This window comes from Streptomyces colonosanans, from assembly GCF_001866645.1.
In the GTDB taxonomy this organism is placed as follows: domain Bacteria; phylum Actinomycetota; class Actinomycetes; order Streptomycetales; family Streptomycetaceae; genus Streptomyces; species Streptomyces colonosanans.
On sequence record NZ_MLYP01000099.1, the window covers coordinates 1 to 14,656 of the forward strand.

Below are 14,656 nucleotides of genomic sequence, written 5' to 3' on the forward strand. Positions count from 1 at the left end.
GTGGCGGTGCCCGACCGCGATCTGAGCGAGCGGCTGTGCGCCTGCGTGGCACGGCGTCAGGGCGCCCACCCACCCACCCTGTCCGAGCTCCAGGCGTTCCTGGAAGGCGAGCGGGGGCTGGAGCGCCGCAAGCTTCCCGAGCATCTGCTGACGCTGGACCGGCTGCCGCTCGGTCCGACCGGCAAGGTCTGCCGGAGCACCCTGGCGCGGCTCGCCGCCGCGCGGATCGGCGACCCCGCGCGCACCTCCTCGAGGACCCGGGAAGCTCCTCGATGAGCGGACGGAAGCGCACCCTGCTCGCGACAGCGAGCGCCCGTCGGCGGCAGCTCCCGACGGATCCAGAACCCTTCGACGGCACAACACCAGGGAGCACCCATGGCCGCTGAGCTGAACCCGGCCGCCACCACCGCGCACCCGGCCCGCGCGATCGCCCGTCCCGGCCCACGCCCGTGGACGCGGCTGCCCGCCTATATCCGGCTGGCCAAGCTCGGCATGGTCGACTACTACCTCAGCCTGTTCGTCGTAGGGTCGCTTCTCCTGGTACGGGAGCCACCGGGTGACGGCCTGTCGACGGGGCTGACGCTGATCGCGTTCCTGCTCGGGGAGGTGTGCCTGGTCGGCGCGGCGGTCGCGTTCGACGACGTCGCCGGCTATCGGGACGGAAGCGACGCCGCCAACTACGGCGTCGACGCGCCGGTTCGCCGACTCGCCCGCAAGCCGCTGCTGGCCGGCGCGTTGACCGAAACGGCCGCGGTGCGCTTCGGCTGGGGGGCGCTCGCCGCCGGCTGTCTGTGCTGGACAGCGGCTCTGGTGGTCGCGCCCCACCAGCCGTTGTGGGCGGTGCTCGGCGTGGTGAGCGCCGGTTTCGTGATCCCCCAGTACTCCTGGGGCCTGCGGCTCGGCCACCGCGGACTGCAGGAGGTGTTCCTCGCCGCCGTCGGCTGGGCCTTCGTCCTGCCGCTCTACGGACTGCTCACCGGGGAGGCCACCGGCCTGGCCGCCGTGGAGGCGTTCCTCTTCGGCCTGGGGCCGCTCCTCTTCGGGGTGTATTCGAACACGAACGACATCGCCGGTGACCGTGCGGTAGGCCGGCCCACCGTCGCGTGTCTGCTGTCCCGGCGCGGCAACACCTTGTTCATCGGCGCGCTTTCCGTGCTGGAGACCGCGGTGATCATCGCGGCGGCGCTCCTGGGAGTCGCGCCGTGGTGGTTCCCGCTGCTCCTGCTGCCGGTGATGGTGGCCCGCACCGGGCAGTTCACGACCGGCATGGTGCGCGGAGATGTCCTGCGCGGCCGGCTTGTCGGTATTCGCGCACACCGGATCCTGGTCGTCGCGCTGGTGGCGGCCAACCTGCTGAGCGCCCGCGCCTCCTGAGCCAGAAGGGCAGGGACAATTGAAGCCCCTCGAACCCGGTCCGTTCTTCGACGTTCTGGCCGACCGCGGCACCCGGACACTGGTCCATCTGAGCCGGGCACTGGACATCGCGCCGGACGGTCGGACATCGTACGGGATCGAAGACCTCGCCGAACTCGTCGCACAGGCCGCGGGCTGGCTCACCGCACTGGGCGTCACGCGTGGCGACCGGGTCGCCGTGATCAAGCCCAACCACTGGGACTACGTCCTGCTCGCCTGTGCCGCCGCCCGCATCGGCGCGGTGCCCGCGCTGATCTCCGACCGCCTCCCGGCCGAGACGCTTCAGCTGCTGCTCAAGCGTCTCGACGCCACCGCGCTGGTCACCACCGCGGGCACGCTCGCCAGCACCCGTTCCACGGGCACCGACCTGAGCGCGTTCACCCGTCGCACCCTGACCCTCGATGCCTCCGCGTCCGGGGCCATCCCCCTGGCGGACGTACGCGGGCACCGGCCGCCACCGGCCCATCACCGCCCCGATGACGCACCGTTGGCCATCATGCACACCTCGGGCACCACCGGGATCCCCAAGCTGGTCACCCACACCACCGCGACTCTGATCCACCGGATCGCCGCCGCCGAGGCACGGCGCTGGCCGATCGTGTCCACCCGGCGCGACGACACCGTCGCCCAGGCCACCTCGTACGCCCACGGTCGTGGTCTCGCCTGGACGGTCAGCGTGTTCTGGCTCGCCCCGCGCGAGGCGGTGATCCTTGACGGCTACGACCCCGGGCGCGCCGAACCGGTCCTGCGCGCGCATCCGCCGACCGCGCTGGAGGCGGCGCCCTCGGCCTTCGTGCGCTGGCAGCCGCTCACCGCGTCACCGGACAACCCGTTTCGCGACGTGCGGCTGTACATCAACACCTTCGACGCCATCCACCCGCCCACGGTCCGGGCGTTCCTCGGCGCCTCCCGCCGCCGTCTGCCGCTGTGGGTGCAGGTCTGGGGGCAGTCCGAGACCGGGCCGCTCACCTTTCGCTGCTTCACCCGGCGATCGGTGCGCGCCTTGGGGAAACGCCACCCCACCACCCGCGACCTGGGCCGTCCGGTTGCCGGCAAAGCACGGCTGAGGGTGGTGGATCCGCAGACCCTCCAGCCGGTCCCGCGCGGCCGGCCCGGCCTGGTGCTGGCCCGCACCAGGGCGCTGTGCGCCGGATATGTCGGGGAAACGGAGCGGCTGCGGGCCAAGTTCACCGACGACTGGTTCGCCACCGGGGACCTCGGGGTCGCCACGCGGTCCGGGCGACTGCTTCTGCTCGACCGCGAGGTGGACACGGTCCGGGGCGGGAGTTGCGTGGAGATCGAGGACGTGCTCCACGACCGGCTGCCGGAGGTCGTCGAGGCGGTGGTGCTCGGTCGCGCGAGCGGACTGCCGCTGCCGGTCCTGGTGACCCGGGACGGCAAGCTGGACCGGGCCGCGTGGCGCCGGGCCGTGGCCGACCTGCCGCCGCTCGACGAGCCGACGCTCCTGCCCGACGGGCAGCTTCCGCTCACCGCGACCGGCAAGGTCCGCCGGCAGGAACTGCGGGACCGGCTGCTCGACGGGGCACCGCCGTACGGCACCGGGCACTGGACCTGACCCCATCCCGCCCTGACGGTTCCGACCACCGCTCGGGGTGCAGCACATCCGTATCGACACCACGAGGACGAACCGCAGATGACCGAGACAGATGTCGACATCGCCGTGGTGGGGGCCGGGATCTCCGGTCTGGCCGCCGCCTTCCACCTGGCCGAAGCCGGCCGGTCTGTGCGGCTGTTCGAGGCACTGGGCCGGGTGGGCGGGCGGATGGTCTCCCGCCACCACGAGGACTACGTGCTGGACGAGGGAGCGGAGCACCTCGCGACCCAAGGCTACGAGGACACCTGGCGGTTGGTCCGGGCGGTCGGCCTGGCCGAGGACGCCGTGATGCCGGTCGGCGGCCGGATCGCGGTCTGGCGCGACGGCCGTGCCCACGCCAACCTCGGTCATCCAGCCGGACTGCTGACCGGGGCCGGAATGTCATGGCGCGGCCGGCTCGACTGGCTGCGGTTCACGGGTGTGCTCATGAGGCATCGCGGCCGCTTCGACCAGGACCGCCCCGAGGCCACACCGCTGGGCGACGCGACCGTCGCGGAGTACGCCCGCCGCTACCATCCCGACCTGTACGACCGTTTGTTGCAGCCGTTGGCCAGTGGCTTCTTCGGCTGGCGACCGGAGCGTTCGGCGATCGGGCCGATGGCCGCGCTGCTGCTCGCCGTGGGGGGTGCCGCGGCCCGCTGGGGTGCCTACCGCAACGGCATGGACACGCTGGCCCGGGCGCTGGCGGACCGGCTGGACGTCGTCACCGGCCATGCGGCCGTCACGGTCAAGCCGGGGCCGCGTACGGTGCGCCTCGACCTGGCCGGCGGCGAGACCGTAACCGCGCGGTGCGCCGTACTGGCGGTGCCGGCGCCGGTGGCGCTCACGCTCCATGGCGACCTGCCGGACGACGAGCGTCCCTACCTGACGGCGAGCACCTACAGTCCGATGCTGAAGGTGCTGTGTCTGCTGGACCGCCCGCTACCGAGTCCGACCCGTCAGCCGTCCTACGCCCTGGGAGTTTCGGCCGTGGACGACCGGGTGCTCGCCGGAGCCATCCTCGACCACCTCAAGGCACCCGACCGGGTCCCGCCCGGCCGTGGCCTGGTCAGCCTGTTCGCCTCGCCGTACGCGTCAGCGGACCTGCTGAAGCGATCCGACGACGAGGTCGCGGCCGTGGTCCGCGCACGCGCCGAGCGGTATCTGCCGGGCCTGGCCGAGGCAACGCATACGGTGTTCGTGGTGCGCTGGCCGAACGGTCTGCCGGAGGCGACTCCGGCCGCATTGCGTCTGCGGTCGGCGTTCCTGGAGCGGCCGGTGCGCCGCGTGGACTACGCCGGTGACTGGGTAATGCTGCGTCCCAACAGCGAGGCCGCCGTCCGCTCGGCCCGGATCGCCGCTCGCCGCGTCCTCGCCGTCGACGGGGGTTGAAGACGAGGCGCGACGTCGAAGGACCTGGGCCGGGGCGGAGCGGCGCTACGCGGGCGGATCGTGGCAGCGGGGCCGCCCGGACGCTGCCTACCGGGGCACTGGTCCGGAATGCCACACGGGAGAGATCATGACCTCCATGATCCACACATCTCGGCGCGGCCTGCTCGCCGCCTTCGCCGCCTCCGTCCCTCTCACCGGCCTGGCCACGGCTCCGGCTCACGCCGACACCGCCCCCGCGTCCGTCGAGCCCCTGCCGGCATCGGCCGACCTGGCCTCGGCCCTTTCCCGACGGCGCCTACACCGGGCCGTCGAGCAATCAGGTCGGGATGCTCGACTGCTCGGGCTACACGCGCATGGTCTACGGCTACCACATGGGCGTGCCAATGGCCGCGAAGGCGGACACCTCCGGGGACCGAATACCGCGCAGGTCCCGCGACATGGCCGACCACACGCCCGGTGTGCTCATCGACCGGACCGACGGCACCCTTCCGCCGGCCGCGAACGATCTCCAGCCCGGTGATCTCGTACTGTTCAACGCCGACTCCGGGGACGACGGGGAGCCGACGGGCACGGTCGACCATGCAGGGATCTACCTCGGACGGGACGCGGCCGGCAAGCGCCGCTTCCTGTCCAGCCGCAAGACGGGCAACGGGCCCACCATGGCCGACCTGGCCGGCCCCTCGCTGCTCGACGGCGCGGGTCTGTACGCCTCGTCCTTGCACACGGTGCGCCGTATCTGAGGCGGTGTTCCGGGCCGGGGCGGTTGGGGGGCCGTCCCGTCGGGGCGTGACCTGAGGTGGCGCAATCGTCTGCGTCGTGGGCTACTCGGACTTGTCGAGTTCGTCGGCGAAGGCGCGCAGGGCGTCGGCGAGGTCCTTCTTGGTGGGCAACTGGTCTATTTTCTTGTTGAGTTGCGAAATGCGTCGGTTGATCTTGGCCAGATCGGCCTCGACGTTGGGCGACGACGGGATGCTGGTGGGGGACGTCGCGGTCGGCGATGGATCGATGCCGCCGGTCGCGCCGCCGTCAACGCCGCCACTGGTGCCGCCTGTCTCGTGAGGCGGGACCTCGGTCGGGTAATCGGACGGGCCCTCGGGAGACGGCATAACAGTGGTCTCCCCCGGACTGGGAGTGCCGTCGTCCGAGCTGGCCGCGAGGGCGACACCGAAGCTCAGCGCCACCAGAACGGCAGCCCCCGCGACGGCGGTCGTGGCACGTCGAACGTACCGGGCGCGCGGTGTAGCTGGGTCGTGAGTGTTCTGTGAATCCTCCATGGGCGTGACGCTACTCGTGCGCGTTCATGGAAGGACGGATTCCGCTGATCTTCGTGCATGTAACACCCTTGATAGCAAGGCGAGTTGCCATTTGCCGGTGGCTGGTGCCCGCCGCCGGACCGCCCGTTGCTCGAACGCGCGTCGCCAGGGTCGAGGAGGTGGCCGTCGCGGTCTGAACCCGGCCTCGGACAAAGGCTCCACAGTTCGACGCGCCGGGCAGGCCTCAGTCGATCCCAGATCGCTCCACCCCCGCCACGATCCACCGCTGGAAGCACAGGAACACCGCCAGCAGCGGCAGGATCGATACGGCCGCCGCCACGAACAGTTCGTGCAGGCGGACCACCTGGGCGGTGGTGAAGGAGGACAGGGCGACCTGGACCGTCCAGGCACTCTGGTCCTGTCCGATCACCAGCGGCCACAGGAAGGCGTTCCACGCGCCGATGAAGACGATCGTCCCGACGGCCGCGAACACCGGCCGCGCGTTCGGCACGACGACCAGCCAGTACGTCCGCCAGTAGCCGAGCCCGTCGACCTGGGCGGCGTCCTCCAGTTCCCTGGGAAAGCCGAGGAAGTACTGCCGGAAGACGAAGCAGGCGAAGGCGGAGAAGAGGGTGGGGACGATCAGGCCCCGCAGCGTGGAGATCCAGCCCAGTGACGACACCAGCACGAAGCTGGGGACGAAGGTGACGGCGGCCGGAACCATGAGGGTGCCGAGGATGGCGTAGAAGACCTTGTCGGCGTGGCGATAGGGGATGCGGGCGAGGCCGTAGCCCGCGAGCGAGGCCAGGACAAGGGTACCGAGAGTGGTGGCAACGGCAATCAGCGCGGAGTTCAGCAGCGAGCGGGCGAACGGGACGGAGCTGTCGTCGAATAGTTCGCGGACGTTGCCCCAGCGCAGGCCGGAGGGGAAGAAGGTCCACTCGGGCGAGGTGATGTCCTGCTCGGTGGACAGCCCGTTGCGCAGCAGCAGGTAGAAGGGGACCAGGAAGAGGAGAGCGAGCGCGATCAGCAGGGCGAGCCGCAGCGCTCGCCCGGCACGTACCAGGGCGTCATCCATCGCTGTTCCTCCTTCCCAGTCCGAACCAGCGGGCCTGCCCCACCGTGACGACCGCGATGATCAGGGCAAGAATCACCGCGCCCGCGCTGCCCAGGCCCAGGTTCTGCCCCTGGCCGAGCGCGGTGTAGTAGAGGTAGACCAGCGGCGGGCGGGCGTAGGGCGGGTAACCCCTCGCATCGGACAGCAGGTTGTAGAACTCGTCGAAGGCCTGGAAGGCGTTGATGACGAGCAGCAGCACCACCGCGACGGAGGTGGCGCGCAGTTGCGGCAGGGTGATGTGCCGCAATACCTGCCAGCCGGGGCGGGCGCCGTCCACGGCGGCGGCCTCGTAGAGCACGGGGTTGATGCGCTGGAGTCCGGCGAGGAACAGGATCATGTAGAAGCCGGCCTGGAGCCACAGCCGTACGGTCACGATCACCAGCCAGTACCAGGGCGGGTCGGTGGTCGACAGCCAGGCCACCGGGTCGGCGCCGAAGAAGTCCAGGACGGCGTTGGCCAGCCCGAACCTGACCCCGTTGAAGATCGACATTTTCCAGATCAGGGCCGCGACGACGTAACTGCACGCGGCCGGAAGGAAGAACACCGACCGGAAGAACGCCCGCGCCCGCCGCACCCGGTTGACCATGAGGGCCAGGGCGAGGGCGAGGACATAGGTCGCCGGCACTATGAACGCCGTGAACAGCAGGAAGGTGCGCAGGCTGGCCAGAAACGCGTCGTCCGAAAGCATGGCCGTGTAGTTGTCCACGCCCACGAAGTGGGTGGGCGTGACGGTGTTGTGCGCGTCGAAGAAGCTGAGGCCCACGCTCCACAGCAGCGGGACGTAGGTGAACAGCGCGAGTCCGGCGGCGAAGGGCCCGACGAAGATCCAGAACCAGAGGGTGCGCCGACGGCTCACAACCCCCTGGCTCACGGCTTCTTCTTCTGTACGCGGGCGAGTTCGGCCGACACCTTCCGCAGGACCGTCTTCAACTCGTCGTCCGGGTTCGCGCCGTCCTTGATGATCCGGCTCAGCGCGTCCTGGTAGGCGGTCTGCGCGGCCGGGGTCCACAGCAAGGGCTGGGCGTAGCCGTGGTCGGTGGCAAAGCTCACGGCGTCGGCGGCGGCACCCGTCTTCAGCTTGGCGGCCTTCTTCGCGAGCGAGATGCGGGCCGGGATGTGGAAGCCGTAGGAGAGCGCGAAGTCCTCCTGGTCGCCGGTCTGCTCCACCCACAGCCACTTCACGTACTCCTTGGCAGCCTCCTTGTTCCGGCTGCGGGCGCTGACTGCGGCGCCGTACGCGCCGACGGGCACGGAGGGACGGCCGGACGGGCCGTCCTTGGGGAACGGCAGGACGCCGAAGTCGTCACCGAGTTCCTTCTGCACCTGGGGCAGCGCCCACAGGCCGGTCCACTGCATCGCGGTCAGCCCTTGGAGGAAGGCGGACGGGTCGGCCCAGTCGGCGGGCGCGCCGAGGAGCAGGGACTTGCCGGCATACAGCTGGTGGATCTTGCCCAGGGCGCGGGCGGCTTCCGGGTCGTCGAATCCGGGCTTGCCGTCGTCGGTGACGAGTTGCAACCCGGCCGCGTACAGGGGAGTTCCGCCCAGGACGCCCGCACCGCCGTCGTTACCGAGGAAGAGGCCCTTGACCTTCTTCGTGGTGAGCTTGTGCGCGGCGTCGACGAGTGCGTCGAGGGTGTCGGGCGGCTCGAGTCCGGCGTCCTTCAGCAGGCTCTTGCGGTAGTAGAGCATCTGCATGTCGATGGTCTGCGGGATGCCCCAGATCTTTCCTTCGTACGTCTTCGGGGTGAGCACCGCCGGGTTGAAGTCGTCCTTGACGCCGTCGAGCAGGTCGGTGAGGTCGACGACCTGGCCGCCCTGGATCTGGTCGAGCGTAGGCCCATTGACCTCGAAGACGTCCGGACCGGAGTCCGTGAGGAGCGCGGCGGCGGTCTGCTGGTCGTAGTCGCCCGGCCGCCACTGCACGGTGACGTGCGCCTTCTTGTATGCGGCCGCGTACCGGTTCACCGCCTGCTGGGTGCCCGTCTCACCGTACTGGTGGTACCAGTGCGACAGCGTCGGCCCCGACCCTCCGCCGTCTCCACGCCCCGTGTTGCTCCCGCAGGCGGTGAGCAGCCCACCGCCCGCGATCACTCCCATGGCCAGAAGTGCTCTGCGACTGATGGTCATGTGCTCCCCCTGACGGTCCTTGTCCGTGCACGCGTCGATGCTCGGCCCAACGATCAACCATGCGCTGCGATTACGAAAGGAACAGGGCAGCAGTGTGTACGTGTCAAGAGTGCTGTTTCGGTCAGGGCGACCGCCGTGTTCGGCACAACGCGGAGGTTCTGGCAGTCGGTTACTGTGCGCGAGTGTCGCTGGCAGTCGAGTTGGCCGTTCCGGCGCTGATAGCCGGAGTCGGCTTCGTCCTTGCCCGGCGGCGTTGGGGCACGGAACGGCGGGCGTCGCGGCAAGCTGGTCGAGGAAGGGCTGCGCGCTCGCGCCCGCTCTGGTGCGAGCTCCGCACCGTCCGGCAGCCCCTAGTGCCGCAACAGGCAACGTTTGCGTCGCGACGCCCGGCACGCCTCCCCCAAGCTCTTCGAGCAGGGGGTACCCCCACTCGCCGCACCGACCGAAAGCCCAAGTACGTCCAGTACGAGGGCTTCCGGCCGGCACGCCGGTGGGGGCACCGCCCGCGCGAGCGAAGCCGAGCGTGGGGGAACGCACCGAACACCGCTCCTTAACGGGCAAACGCTGCCTGCCGCGGCACTAGCGACCTCGCGTCACACCACAGGATGATCCATGGCGAGATCGCGCGGACCGCCCCTGTACCCGTCAATAGGGTTTGGCCATGACCGTGAAGGCTCCCCTGAAAGAACAGGTGCTCAGCCGCGGCCGCGTCATCCCGATCGGCCGCGAAGGGCAGGCATGCCCTGCGCACCCACCTTCCGGTCACCGGCCCTGAGGCACTGGAGGTGCTGCCATGCCACCCGCCCGCCCCGAAGTCCACGCCCTCGTCGAAACGTATCTCAAACGCCATCCGGCCGAACGAGCCCAGCTGGAGCCGCTGCTGGCCTCGCTCGACGCCGAGGCCGATCCCACGAGCCGCGCCACGCTGCCGAGCCACATCACGTGCAGCGCCGTGGTGATCGACCGCAACCGACGGGTACTGCACATCCACCACAGGGCCGGCGGGCTGGTCCCGGCCCCGGGCGGCCACGTGGAACCGGACGACCGCACGGTCCTCGCCACCGCTCTGCGCAAGGTGTCCGAAGAGGCCGGGATCAAGCCGGGCGACCTGTGCCTGTCCCCGCAGTTCCTCGACGCTCCGATCGACATCGACGTCCACGACATCGACGCCGATCCGCGGCGCGGCGAGCCCGAGCACCGGCACTTCGACCTCCGGTTCGTCTTCTACGTCGCCCACTCGGACACCGAGATCGCACTGCAGGACGAGGAGGTCTCGGGCGCGGACTGGCGGTCTTTCGAGCAGGTGGGCTCGCCGACGCTGCGCGCCAAGCTGCTGAAGGCCGACCTCGACGGGCGGCCCGAGCCGGTGACCGCCTCCGTGCTGGTCTACGACGACACGGGCCGCTACCTCCTCCACTTGCGCGACAACTACCCGGACATCTCGGAGCCGGGCACCTTCGCACTGCTCGGTGGCGGCCGCGAGCCGGGAGATCCGTCGCTGGAAGCCACGATCCACCGCGAGTTGGCCGAGGAAGTACCCGGTCTGCACCTGTCGGACCTGGAGCCCTTCGCCGTGGAAGAGACCACCGGCGTCGACGGCATGTGCGTGCCGATCCAGACGTTCGCCGGCCGCTGGAACGGCAACCCCGACACCCTGCAGTTGAACGAGGGTGTACTGCTGCACTGGTTCCCACTGGGGATGCTGCACCGGCTGCGGCTCCCCCCGTCGACGGCCGCCCTCCTGCAGCGGCACGCCGCGCAGCGTTCCTCGCAGACCGGGCCGCCCGACATCGGCGAAACAGCGCCACCGTACCGGGACTTGGGGTCCCCCAGCAGTCCGGGGCTGGTGCGGGTGCCGCAGCTTGAGGAGCCACCGGTACGGGGCGAGCAGGAGGGTGGCCCCACCCGGCTGCCACCCGAGCAGTACGCCGAGACGGTGCTGAAGGCAACGGCCTTCGCATGCGTCTATTTCACCGACGAGGAGGACCGGCCGCTCCAGCTGCACTCCGTCTACTCCCCCACACACCCATGGCAGTTCGTGGGCGGCACGATGGATCCGGGCGAGCGCCCGTGGCAGACGGCCGTCCGCGAGTGCCGGGAGGAGACCGGCATCACGCCGCCCGGGCCGGCGCGGCTGCTGGCGTCGGTGTACAGCCTGCCCGGCGCGGAATGGCCCTACAGCACAGTGGGCCTCGTCTTCGACGGCGGCCGTCTCACCGAGGAGCAGATCCGCGGCATCGCCCTGGATCCCGACGAGCATGACGAGGCCCGCGTCCTGCCCCTGCAGGAGTGGGAGCCGCTGATGCCGCCCAGAGATTTCGCGCGCCTGAGCGCTGTGATGGAGGCCCGCCGTACCGGCACGGCTGCCTACTTCGACACCTGGGACTGGGGCAACGGCTGAGGCTCGTGTCGATGTCCTACCGGAGGGTGGCCACGATCCCCCGCAGTCGTGACGGCGACTTGCCGCGGAGCCGACTGCGCATGCGGGGGACCCGGGTCCGAGCGTTTCGGGTGCTTCAGGTATTTCCGGCCGAAGGCCAGAACTCAGGGAACCACGGCAGGACAACGGGCCCCGGAGGTTCACCCGTCGGACAGGACGACGACGTCCCGGTCGTCGGCGCGGACGGCCAGGAACCGTAGCAACCTGGCGCCCTCCTGCTCCACTTCGCCCCGCTGCCGCGGGGACAGCGCGGCGAAGGGGGTGACGATCAGCCGGGCGGTCCGCCGGGTCTTCTCGGCGCGCCAGCTGCCGCGCACGAAGCCGTCCACCAGGACGGTGCCGGGGATCAGCGCGTTCTTGGTCATGATCCGCCGGTGATCCTCTGCGGTGATGATCCGGGAGCGGTCGGCGTGCGAGAGCACCGCGTTGTCGAACTCGGCAAGGAAGCGCACCGGGGCCGGCGTGTCCGGCTCGGGGCGCGGCGCGTCGGGGAGGTCGAAGAGCTCGGTCCCGGCGTCGTCGGCGAGGACCACCAGCTCACCGCGCAGGGCGTCGACGACCTCCTGAAGGCGTGTCAGCCCGGACCACATCTGCACGTCGGCGACCGAGGCGGGGCCGAAGGCGGCGAGGTAGCGACGCACCAGCAGCCCCGGATCCGCGACCGGACTCGGCGAGCCCGACAGCCAGGTCTCGGCGGTCGCATACACAGGCTGCCCGGATCGCCCCCATACGCCGCGCGGCGGGATCTGCACCATGGGCACCACGACGCGCAGCACCTGCCCCATCAGGGACCGGTCCAGACCCGGCCACCGCTCCCCCAGCAGCTGGTTCAACTCGGCGGCGCTGCGCGGTGCCTCGTCCAGCCAGGCGCGTCCGACGGCCGCCAGTTCGGCCGGCTCCACCCCTTCCAGGCGCCGCCAGCCCCGCGGGCCGACCCCCCGGTCCAGACAGGGCTGCACGGTCGGACGCAGCCAGCGGCAGTCGTCGGCGGTGACCAGGTGGACGGTGCCGCGCATCAGGCTGAGACGGACGGCGGACCGGTCGAGCAGCAGGGCGGAGAGGTCGTCGGGGACGAATTCCCGGATCCGGGTCCACAGTCCGACGTAGGGCGCCTGCGGTGCCTGAGCCTGAAGTCCGGTCAGGTGCTCGATCACGGAGCGCGCCTGGAGCGGCGCGCGTTCCAGGAGCAGCTGGCGGGCCAGGAAGGCCCGGTTCAGCGCGCGCCGGGACAGCGTGGCCGGGCGGGGGGTCCAGGTGATCGCCATGGTCTACCGTCCTTCACAGCAGGCGCGCCGCGGCGCGGAATGCCGCGCGTACCGGTCGACAGTAGAGGGCATTGAGGACAGCTGCGGTCCTGTTTGGCGGTCCTGTGCCTGTCATTCGTTCCTGGACTGAACGATGAAGCACTGCCACCCGGGCCTGGCCCGCCCCGTACAGCCGGCTCCCAGAAGTCCCGCGGCGTGTGAGGTGGGCGGCAGAGTGCGGTGTCAGTCCTGGTTGTGCAGGGACTCGGCTGCCGCGGAGGCGATTGTCGCCGCCACGAGAGCGAGTGCCGGAACATCCAGCTTCCATTGCTGCCAATACAGCGGCACGTCCACCCGTCGCCCCGGGAGCAGTTCCGTGAGGGCGCCCGACCGCAGCAGTGGTTCCGCCTGCGGCTCCGGGACCAGGCCCCAGCCGAGACCGGCGGCCACGGCATCACAGAACCCCTCCGACGTGGGTACGTAGTGCCGGAGTCGGCCGGCGCCCGACCCGTCAGACGTGAGGGATCGCACGAACCGGTCCTGCAGCTCGTCACGCCGGTCGAAAACGATCACCGGGGCGCCGGGCAGGCAGCGCTCCAGCGGCCCGGCCGACAGATGGCGCGCCGCGAACTGCGGACTCGCCACCGGCAGATACCGCGCCAGGCCCAACGGCCGTACCGTGCAGCCCGCCACCGGCTCCGCTGACGACGTCACCGCCGCCATCACCCGCCCCTCGCGCAGCAGCGCCGCGGTGTGCGCCTCGTCCTCGCGGTGCAGGTCGAAGCAGATCGGCGGGTTCTGCGGCACCCGCGTCAGGGCCGGCAGGAACCAGGTGGCCAGGGAGTCCGCATTCACCGCGATGGGCAGCCGGGCCGGACCCGAATCGGCCGCGATCCCCAGTTCCATCTGCATATCCCGTTCCAGGGATGCCAGTTGGCGCGCAAACCGCACCACCACCTGTCCGGACTCCGTCGGCCGGACCGGCTTTGTGCGCATGAGCAGCACCCGCCCGGTGCGCTGCTCCAGCATTTTGATCCGCTGACTGACGGCCGAAGGCGTCACATGCAAAGCCGCGGCTGCAGCGTCGAAGGTGCCCTCGTCGACGACGGCGAGCAGCGTACGCACTTGATCGAAAGGTAGCTCATTCATCACATTGGCTAATGCTAGATAAGAAACTTTAGCTGTACTAATGCCGCGGTGATCCATAGCCTCGATTGACATGAACAGCGGCACTCTCCCGGCGGTCATCGCCGGATTCGGCACAGGCCTGTCCCTCATCGTCGCCATCGGCGCGCAGAATGCGTTCGTCCTACGCCAGGGGGCGCGTGGGCAAGCCGTTCTCGCGGTGGTCGGCATCTGCGCCGCCTCCGATGCGGTCCTGATCGCTCTCGGCGTGGCCGGGCTCGGCGCTGTGGTCACCGCGTGGCCCGCCGCACTGACCGCGGTCGGCCTGGCCGGCGGCGGCTTCTTGACCTGCTACGGCATCCTGGCCGCCCGCCGTGCACTGCGACCGGCCGCCGAACAGGCACTGACGACGAGGGGCACCACGGCGGGCTCCGTCCGCACCGCTGTCCTCACCTGCCTGGCCATGACCTGGCTCAACCCGCATGTCTACCTGGACACCGTGCTGCTGCTCGGCTCGGTCGCCGCCGACCGCGGCTCGCTGCGCTGGGCCTTCGGCCTCGGCGCGATGCTGGCCAGCTCGGCGTGGTTCGCCGGCCTCGGCTACGGTGCGCGACTCCTCAGCGGCGTCCTGTCACGCCCCATCGCCTGGCGGGTGCTGGACTCATTGGTCGCAGCCACCATGCTCGCGATGGGCGTCATGCTGCTGGCCCGCACCTTCTGATCGGCTCGGCGGGCCGCTCTCCAGGACCGTAGGGCAGAGCAGAAGGAGGGCGCCGACGCAGTCCGGGCTCGCAGCGGCGATGTTTTGGGACGCTGGTATGCCCCCGGCTGCGTGGTGCCTCTCGCCTCAGGATCCTGCCGCTGGTTGCGTGAGGGCCTTGAAGTCACCTTGTCGGCCGTGAACGGCCGAGCTCGTGCACTCGGTCGTTCACACCTCGTCGCGCTCCCGAC

The 14,656-nt window shown here is 70.5% G+C and carries 12 protein-coding genes and 1 pseudogene; 7 read left to right on the top strand and 6 right to left on the bottom strand.

Features of this window, described 5'->3' with window-relative positions; all coding sequences use genetic code 11:
* From BIV24_RS34690 to BIV24_RS29280, 5 genes and pseudogenes are all read left to right on the top strand, one after another.
* Window positions 1-276, top strand: a pseudogene (locus BIV24_RS34690) (long-chain fatty acid--CoA ligase); the annotation flags it as partial.
* A 99-nt stretch (window positions 277-375) separates the two neighbouring features.
* Window positions 376-1,374 (top strand): UbiA family prenyltransferase, encoded by a 999-nt coding sequence (locus BIV24_RS29265; RefSeq protein ID WP_071369488.1) that lies wholly within the window; start codon window positions 376-378, stop codon window positions 1,372-1,374.
* 19 nt (window positions 1,375-1,393) lie between these two features.
* A complete protein-coding gene (locus BIV24_RS29270; protein WP_071369489.1) occupies window positions 1,394-2,989 on the top strand; it encodes a class I adenylate-forming enzyme family protein in 1,596 nt (531 codons plus the stop codon).
* Between the two features lie 78 nt (window positions 2,990-3,067).
* Window positions 3,068-4,399 (top strand): protoporphyrinogen/coproporphyrinogen oxidase, encoded by a 1,332-nt coding sequence (locus BIV24_RS29275; RefSeq protein ID WP_071369490.1) that lies wholly within the window; start codon window positions 3,068-3,070, stop codon window positions 4,397-4,399.
* 326 nt (window positions 4,400-4,725) lie between these two features.
* Window positions 4,726-5,139 carry an NlpC/P60 family protein gene (locus BIV24_RS29280; RefSeq protein WP_071369491.1) on the top strand — a complete coding sequence of 138 codons (414 nt, stop codon included), beginning with the start codon at window positions 4,726-4,728 and terminating at the stop codon, window positions 5,137-5,139.
* Between the two features lie 81 nt (window positions 5,140-5,220).
* On the opposite strand, the gene BIV24_RS29285 is transcribed toward BIV24_RS29280, so the two are convergent.
* From BIV24_RS29285 to BIV24_RS29300, 4 genes are all read right to left on the bottom strand, one after another.
* A complete protein-coding gene (locus tag BIV24_RS29285) occupies window positions 5,221-5,673 on the bottom strand; it encodes a hypothetical protein (RefSeq protein ID WP_071369492.1) in 453 nt (150 codons plus the stop codon).
* A 223-nt stretch (window positions 5,674-5,896) separates the two neighbouring features.
* Window positions 5,897-6,730: a carbohydrate ABC transporter permease gene (locus BIV24_RS29290; protein ID WP_071369493.1), complete on the bottom strand. Its 834-nt coding sequence runs from the start codon at window positions 6,728-6,730 to the stop codon at window positions 5,897-5,899.
* Complete coding sequence (locus tag BIV24_RS29295) at window positions 6,723-7,625, bottom strand: carbohydrate ABC transporter permease (RefSeq protein WP_071369494.1); 903 nt, start codon at window positions 7,623-7,625, stop codon at window positions 6,723-6,725. Before BIV24_RS29295 ends, BIV24_RS29290 begins: the two co-directional genes overlap by 8 nt.
* Before the next feature lie 11 nt (window positions 7,626-7,636).
* Window positions 7,637-8,896, bottom strand: a complete 1,260-nt coding sequence (locus BIV24_RS29300; protein WP_177198862.1) for an ABC transporter substrate-binding protein — start codon at window positions 8,894-8,896, stop codon at window positions 7,637-7,639.
* Between the two features lie 793 nt (window positions 8,897-9,689).
* On the opposite strand from BIV24_RS29300, the gene BIV24_RS35840 reads away from it, so the two are divergent.
* Window positions 9,690-11,297 carry an NUDIX hydrolase gene (locus BIV24_RS35840; RefSeq protein WP_245766993.1) on the top strand — a complete coding sequence of 536 codons (1,608 nt, stop codon included), beginning with the start codon at window positions 9,690-9,692 and terminating at the stop codon, window positions 11,295-11,297.
* A gap of 179 nt (window positions 11,298-11,476) precedes the next feature.
* Here the strand turns inward: BIV24_RS35840 and BIV24_RS29310 are convergent, their stop codons facing one another.
* Both BIV24_RS29310 and BIV24_RS29315 read right to left on the bottom strand, forming a co-directional pair.
* Entirely contained in the window at window positions 11,477-12,601 is a 1,125-nt protein-coding gene (locus BIV24_RS29310) for a winged helix DNA-binding domain-containing protein (RefSeq protein ID WP_071369495.1), read from the bottom strand.
* A gap of 222 nt (window positions 12,602-12,823) precedes the next feature.
* Window positions 12,824-13,729 carry a LysR family transcriptional regulator ArgP gene (locus BIV24_RS29315; protein ID WP_071369496.1) on the bottom strand — a complete coding sequence of 302 codons (906 nt, stop codon included), beginning with the start codon at window positions 13,727-13,729 and terminating at the stop codon, window positions 12,824-12,826.
* Window positions 13,730-13,799: 70 nt separating this feature from the next.
* On the opposite strand from BIV24_RS29315, the gene BIV24_RS29320 reads away from it, so the two are divergent.
* On the top strand, window positions 13,800-14,426 hold the full coding sequence (locus BIV24_RS29320; protein WP_071369497.1) for a LysE/ArgO family amino acid transporter: 627 nt from the start codon (window positions 13,800-13,802) through the stop codon (window positions 14,424-14,426).
* The last annotated feature ends 230 nt before the right edge of the window (window positions 14,427-14,656 follow it).

Excerpts from the sequence above, each read along its gene's own strand:
- BIV24_RS29310 (WP_071369495.1), bottom strand. The coding sequence starts at position 12,601 with ATGGCGATCACCTGGACCCCCCGCCCGGCCACGCTGTCCCGGCGCGCG.
- BIV24_RS29275 (WP_071369490.1), top strand. The coding sequence starts at position 3,068 with ATGACCGAGACAGATGTCGACATCGCCGTGGTGGGGGCCGGGATCTCC.
- BIV24_RS29320 (WP_071369497.1), top strand. The coding sequence starts at position 13,800 with ATGAACAGCGGCACTCTCCCGGCGGTCATCGCCGGATTCGGCACAGGC.
- BIV24_RS35840 (WP_245766993.1), top strand. The coding sequence starts at position 9,690 with ATGCCACCCGCCCGCCCCGAAGTCCACGCCCTCGTCGAAACGTATCTC.
- BIV24_RS29290 (WP_071369493.1), bottom strand. The coding sequence starts at position 6,730 with ATGGATGACGCCCTGGTACGTGCCGGGCGAGCGCTGCGGCTCGCCCTG.
- BIV24_RS29300 (WP_177198862.1), bottom strand. The coding sequence starts at position 8,896 with ATGACCATCAGTCGCAGAGCACTTCTGGCCATGGGAGTGATCGCGGGC.
- BIV24_RS29280 (WP_071369491.1), top strand. The coding sequence starts at position 4,726 with ATGCTCGACTGCTCGGGCTACACGCGCATGGTCTACGGCTACCACATG.
- BIV24_RS29285 (WP_071369492.1), bottom strand. The coding sequence starts at position 5,673 with ATGGAGGATTCACAGAACACTCACGACCCAGCTACACCGCGCGCCCGG.
- BIV24_RS29265 (WP_071369488.1), top strand. The coding sequence starts at position 376 with ATGGCCGCTGAGCTGAACCCGGCCGCCACCACCGCGCACCCGGCCCGC.
- BIV24_RS29315 (WP_071369496.1), bottom strand. The coding sequence starts at position 13,729 with ATGAATGAGCTACCTTTCGATCAAGTGCGTACGCTGCTCGCCGTCGTC.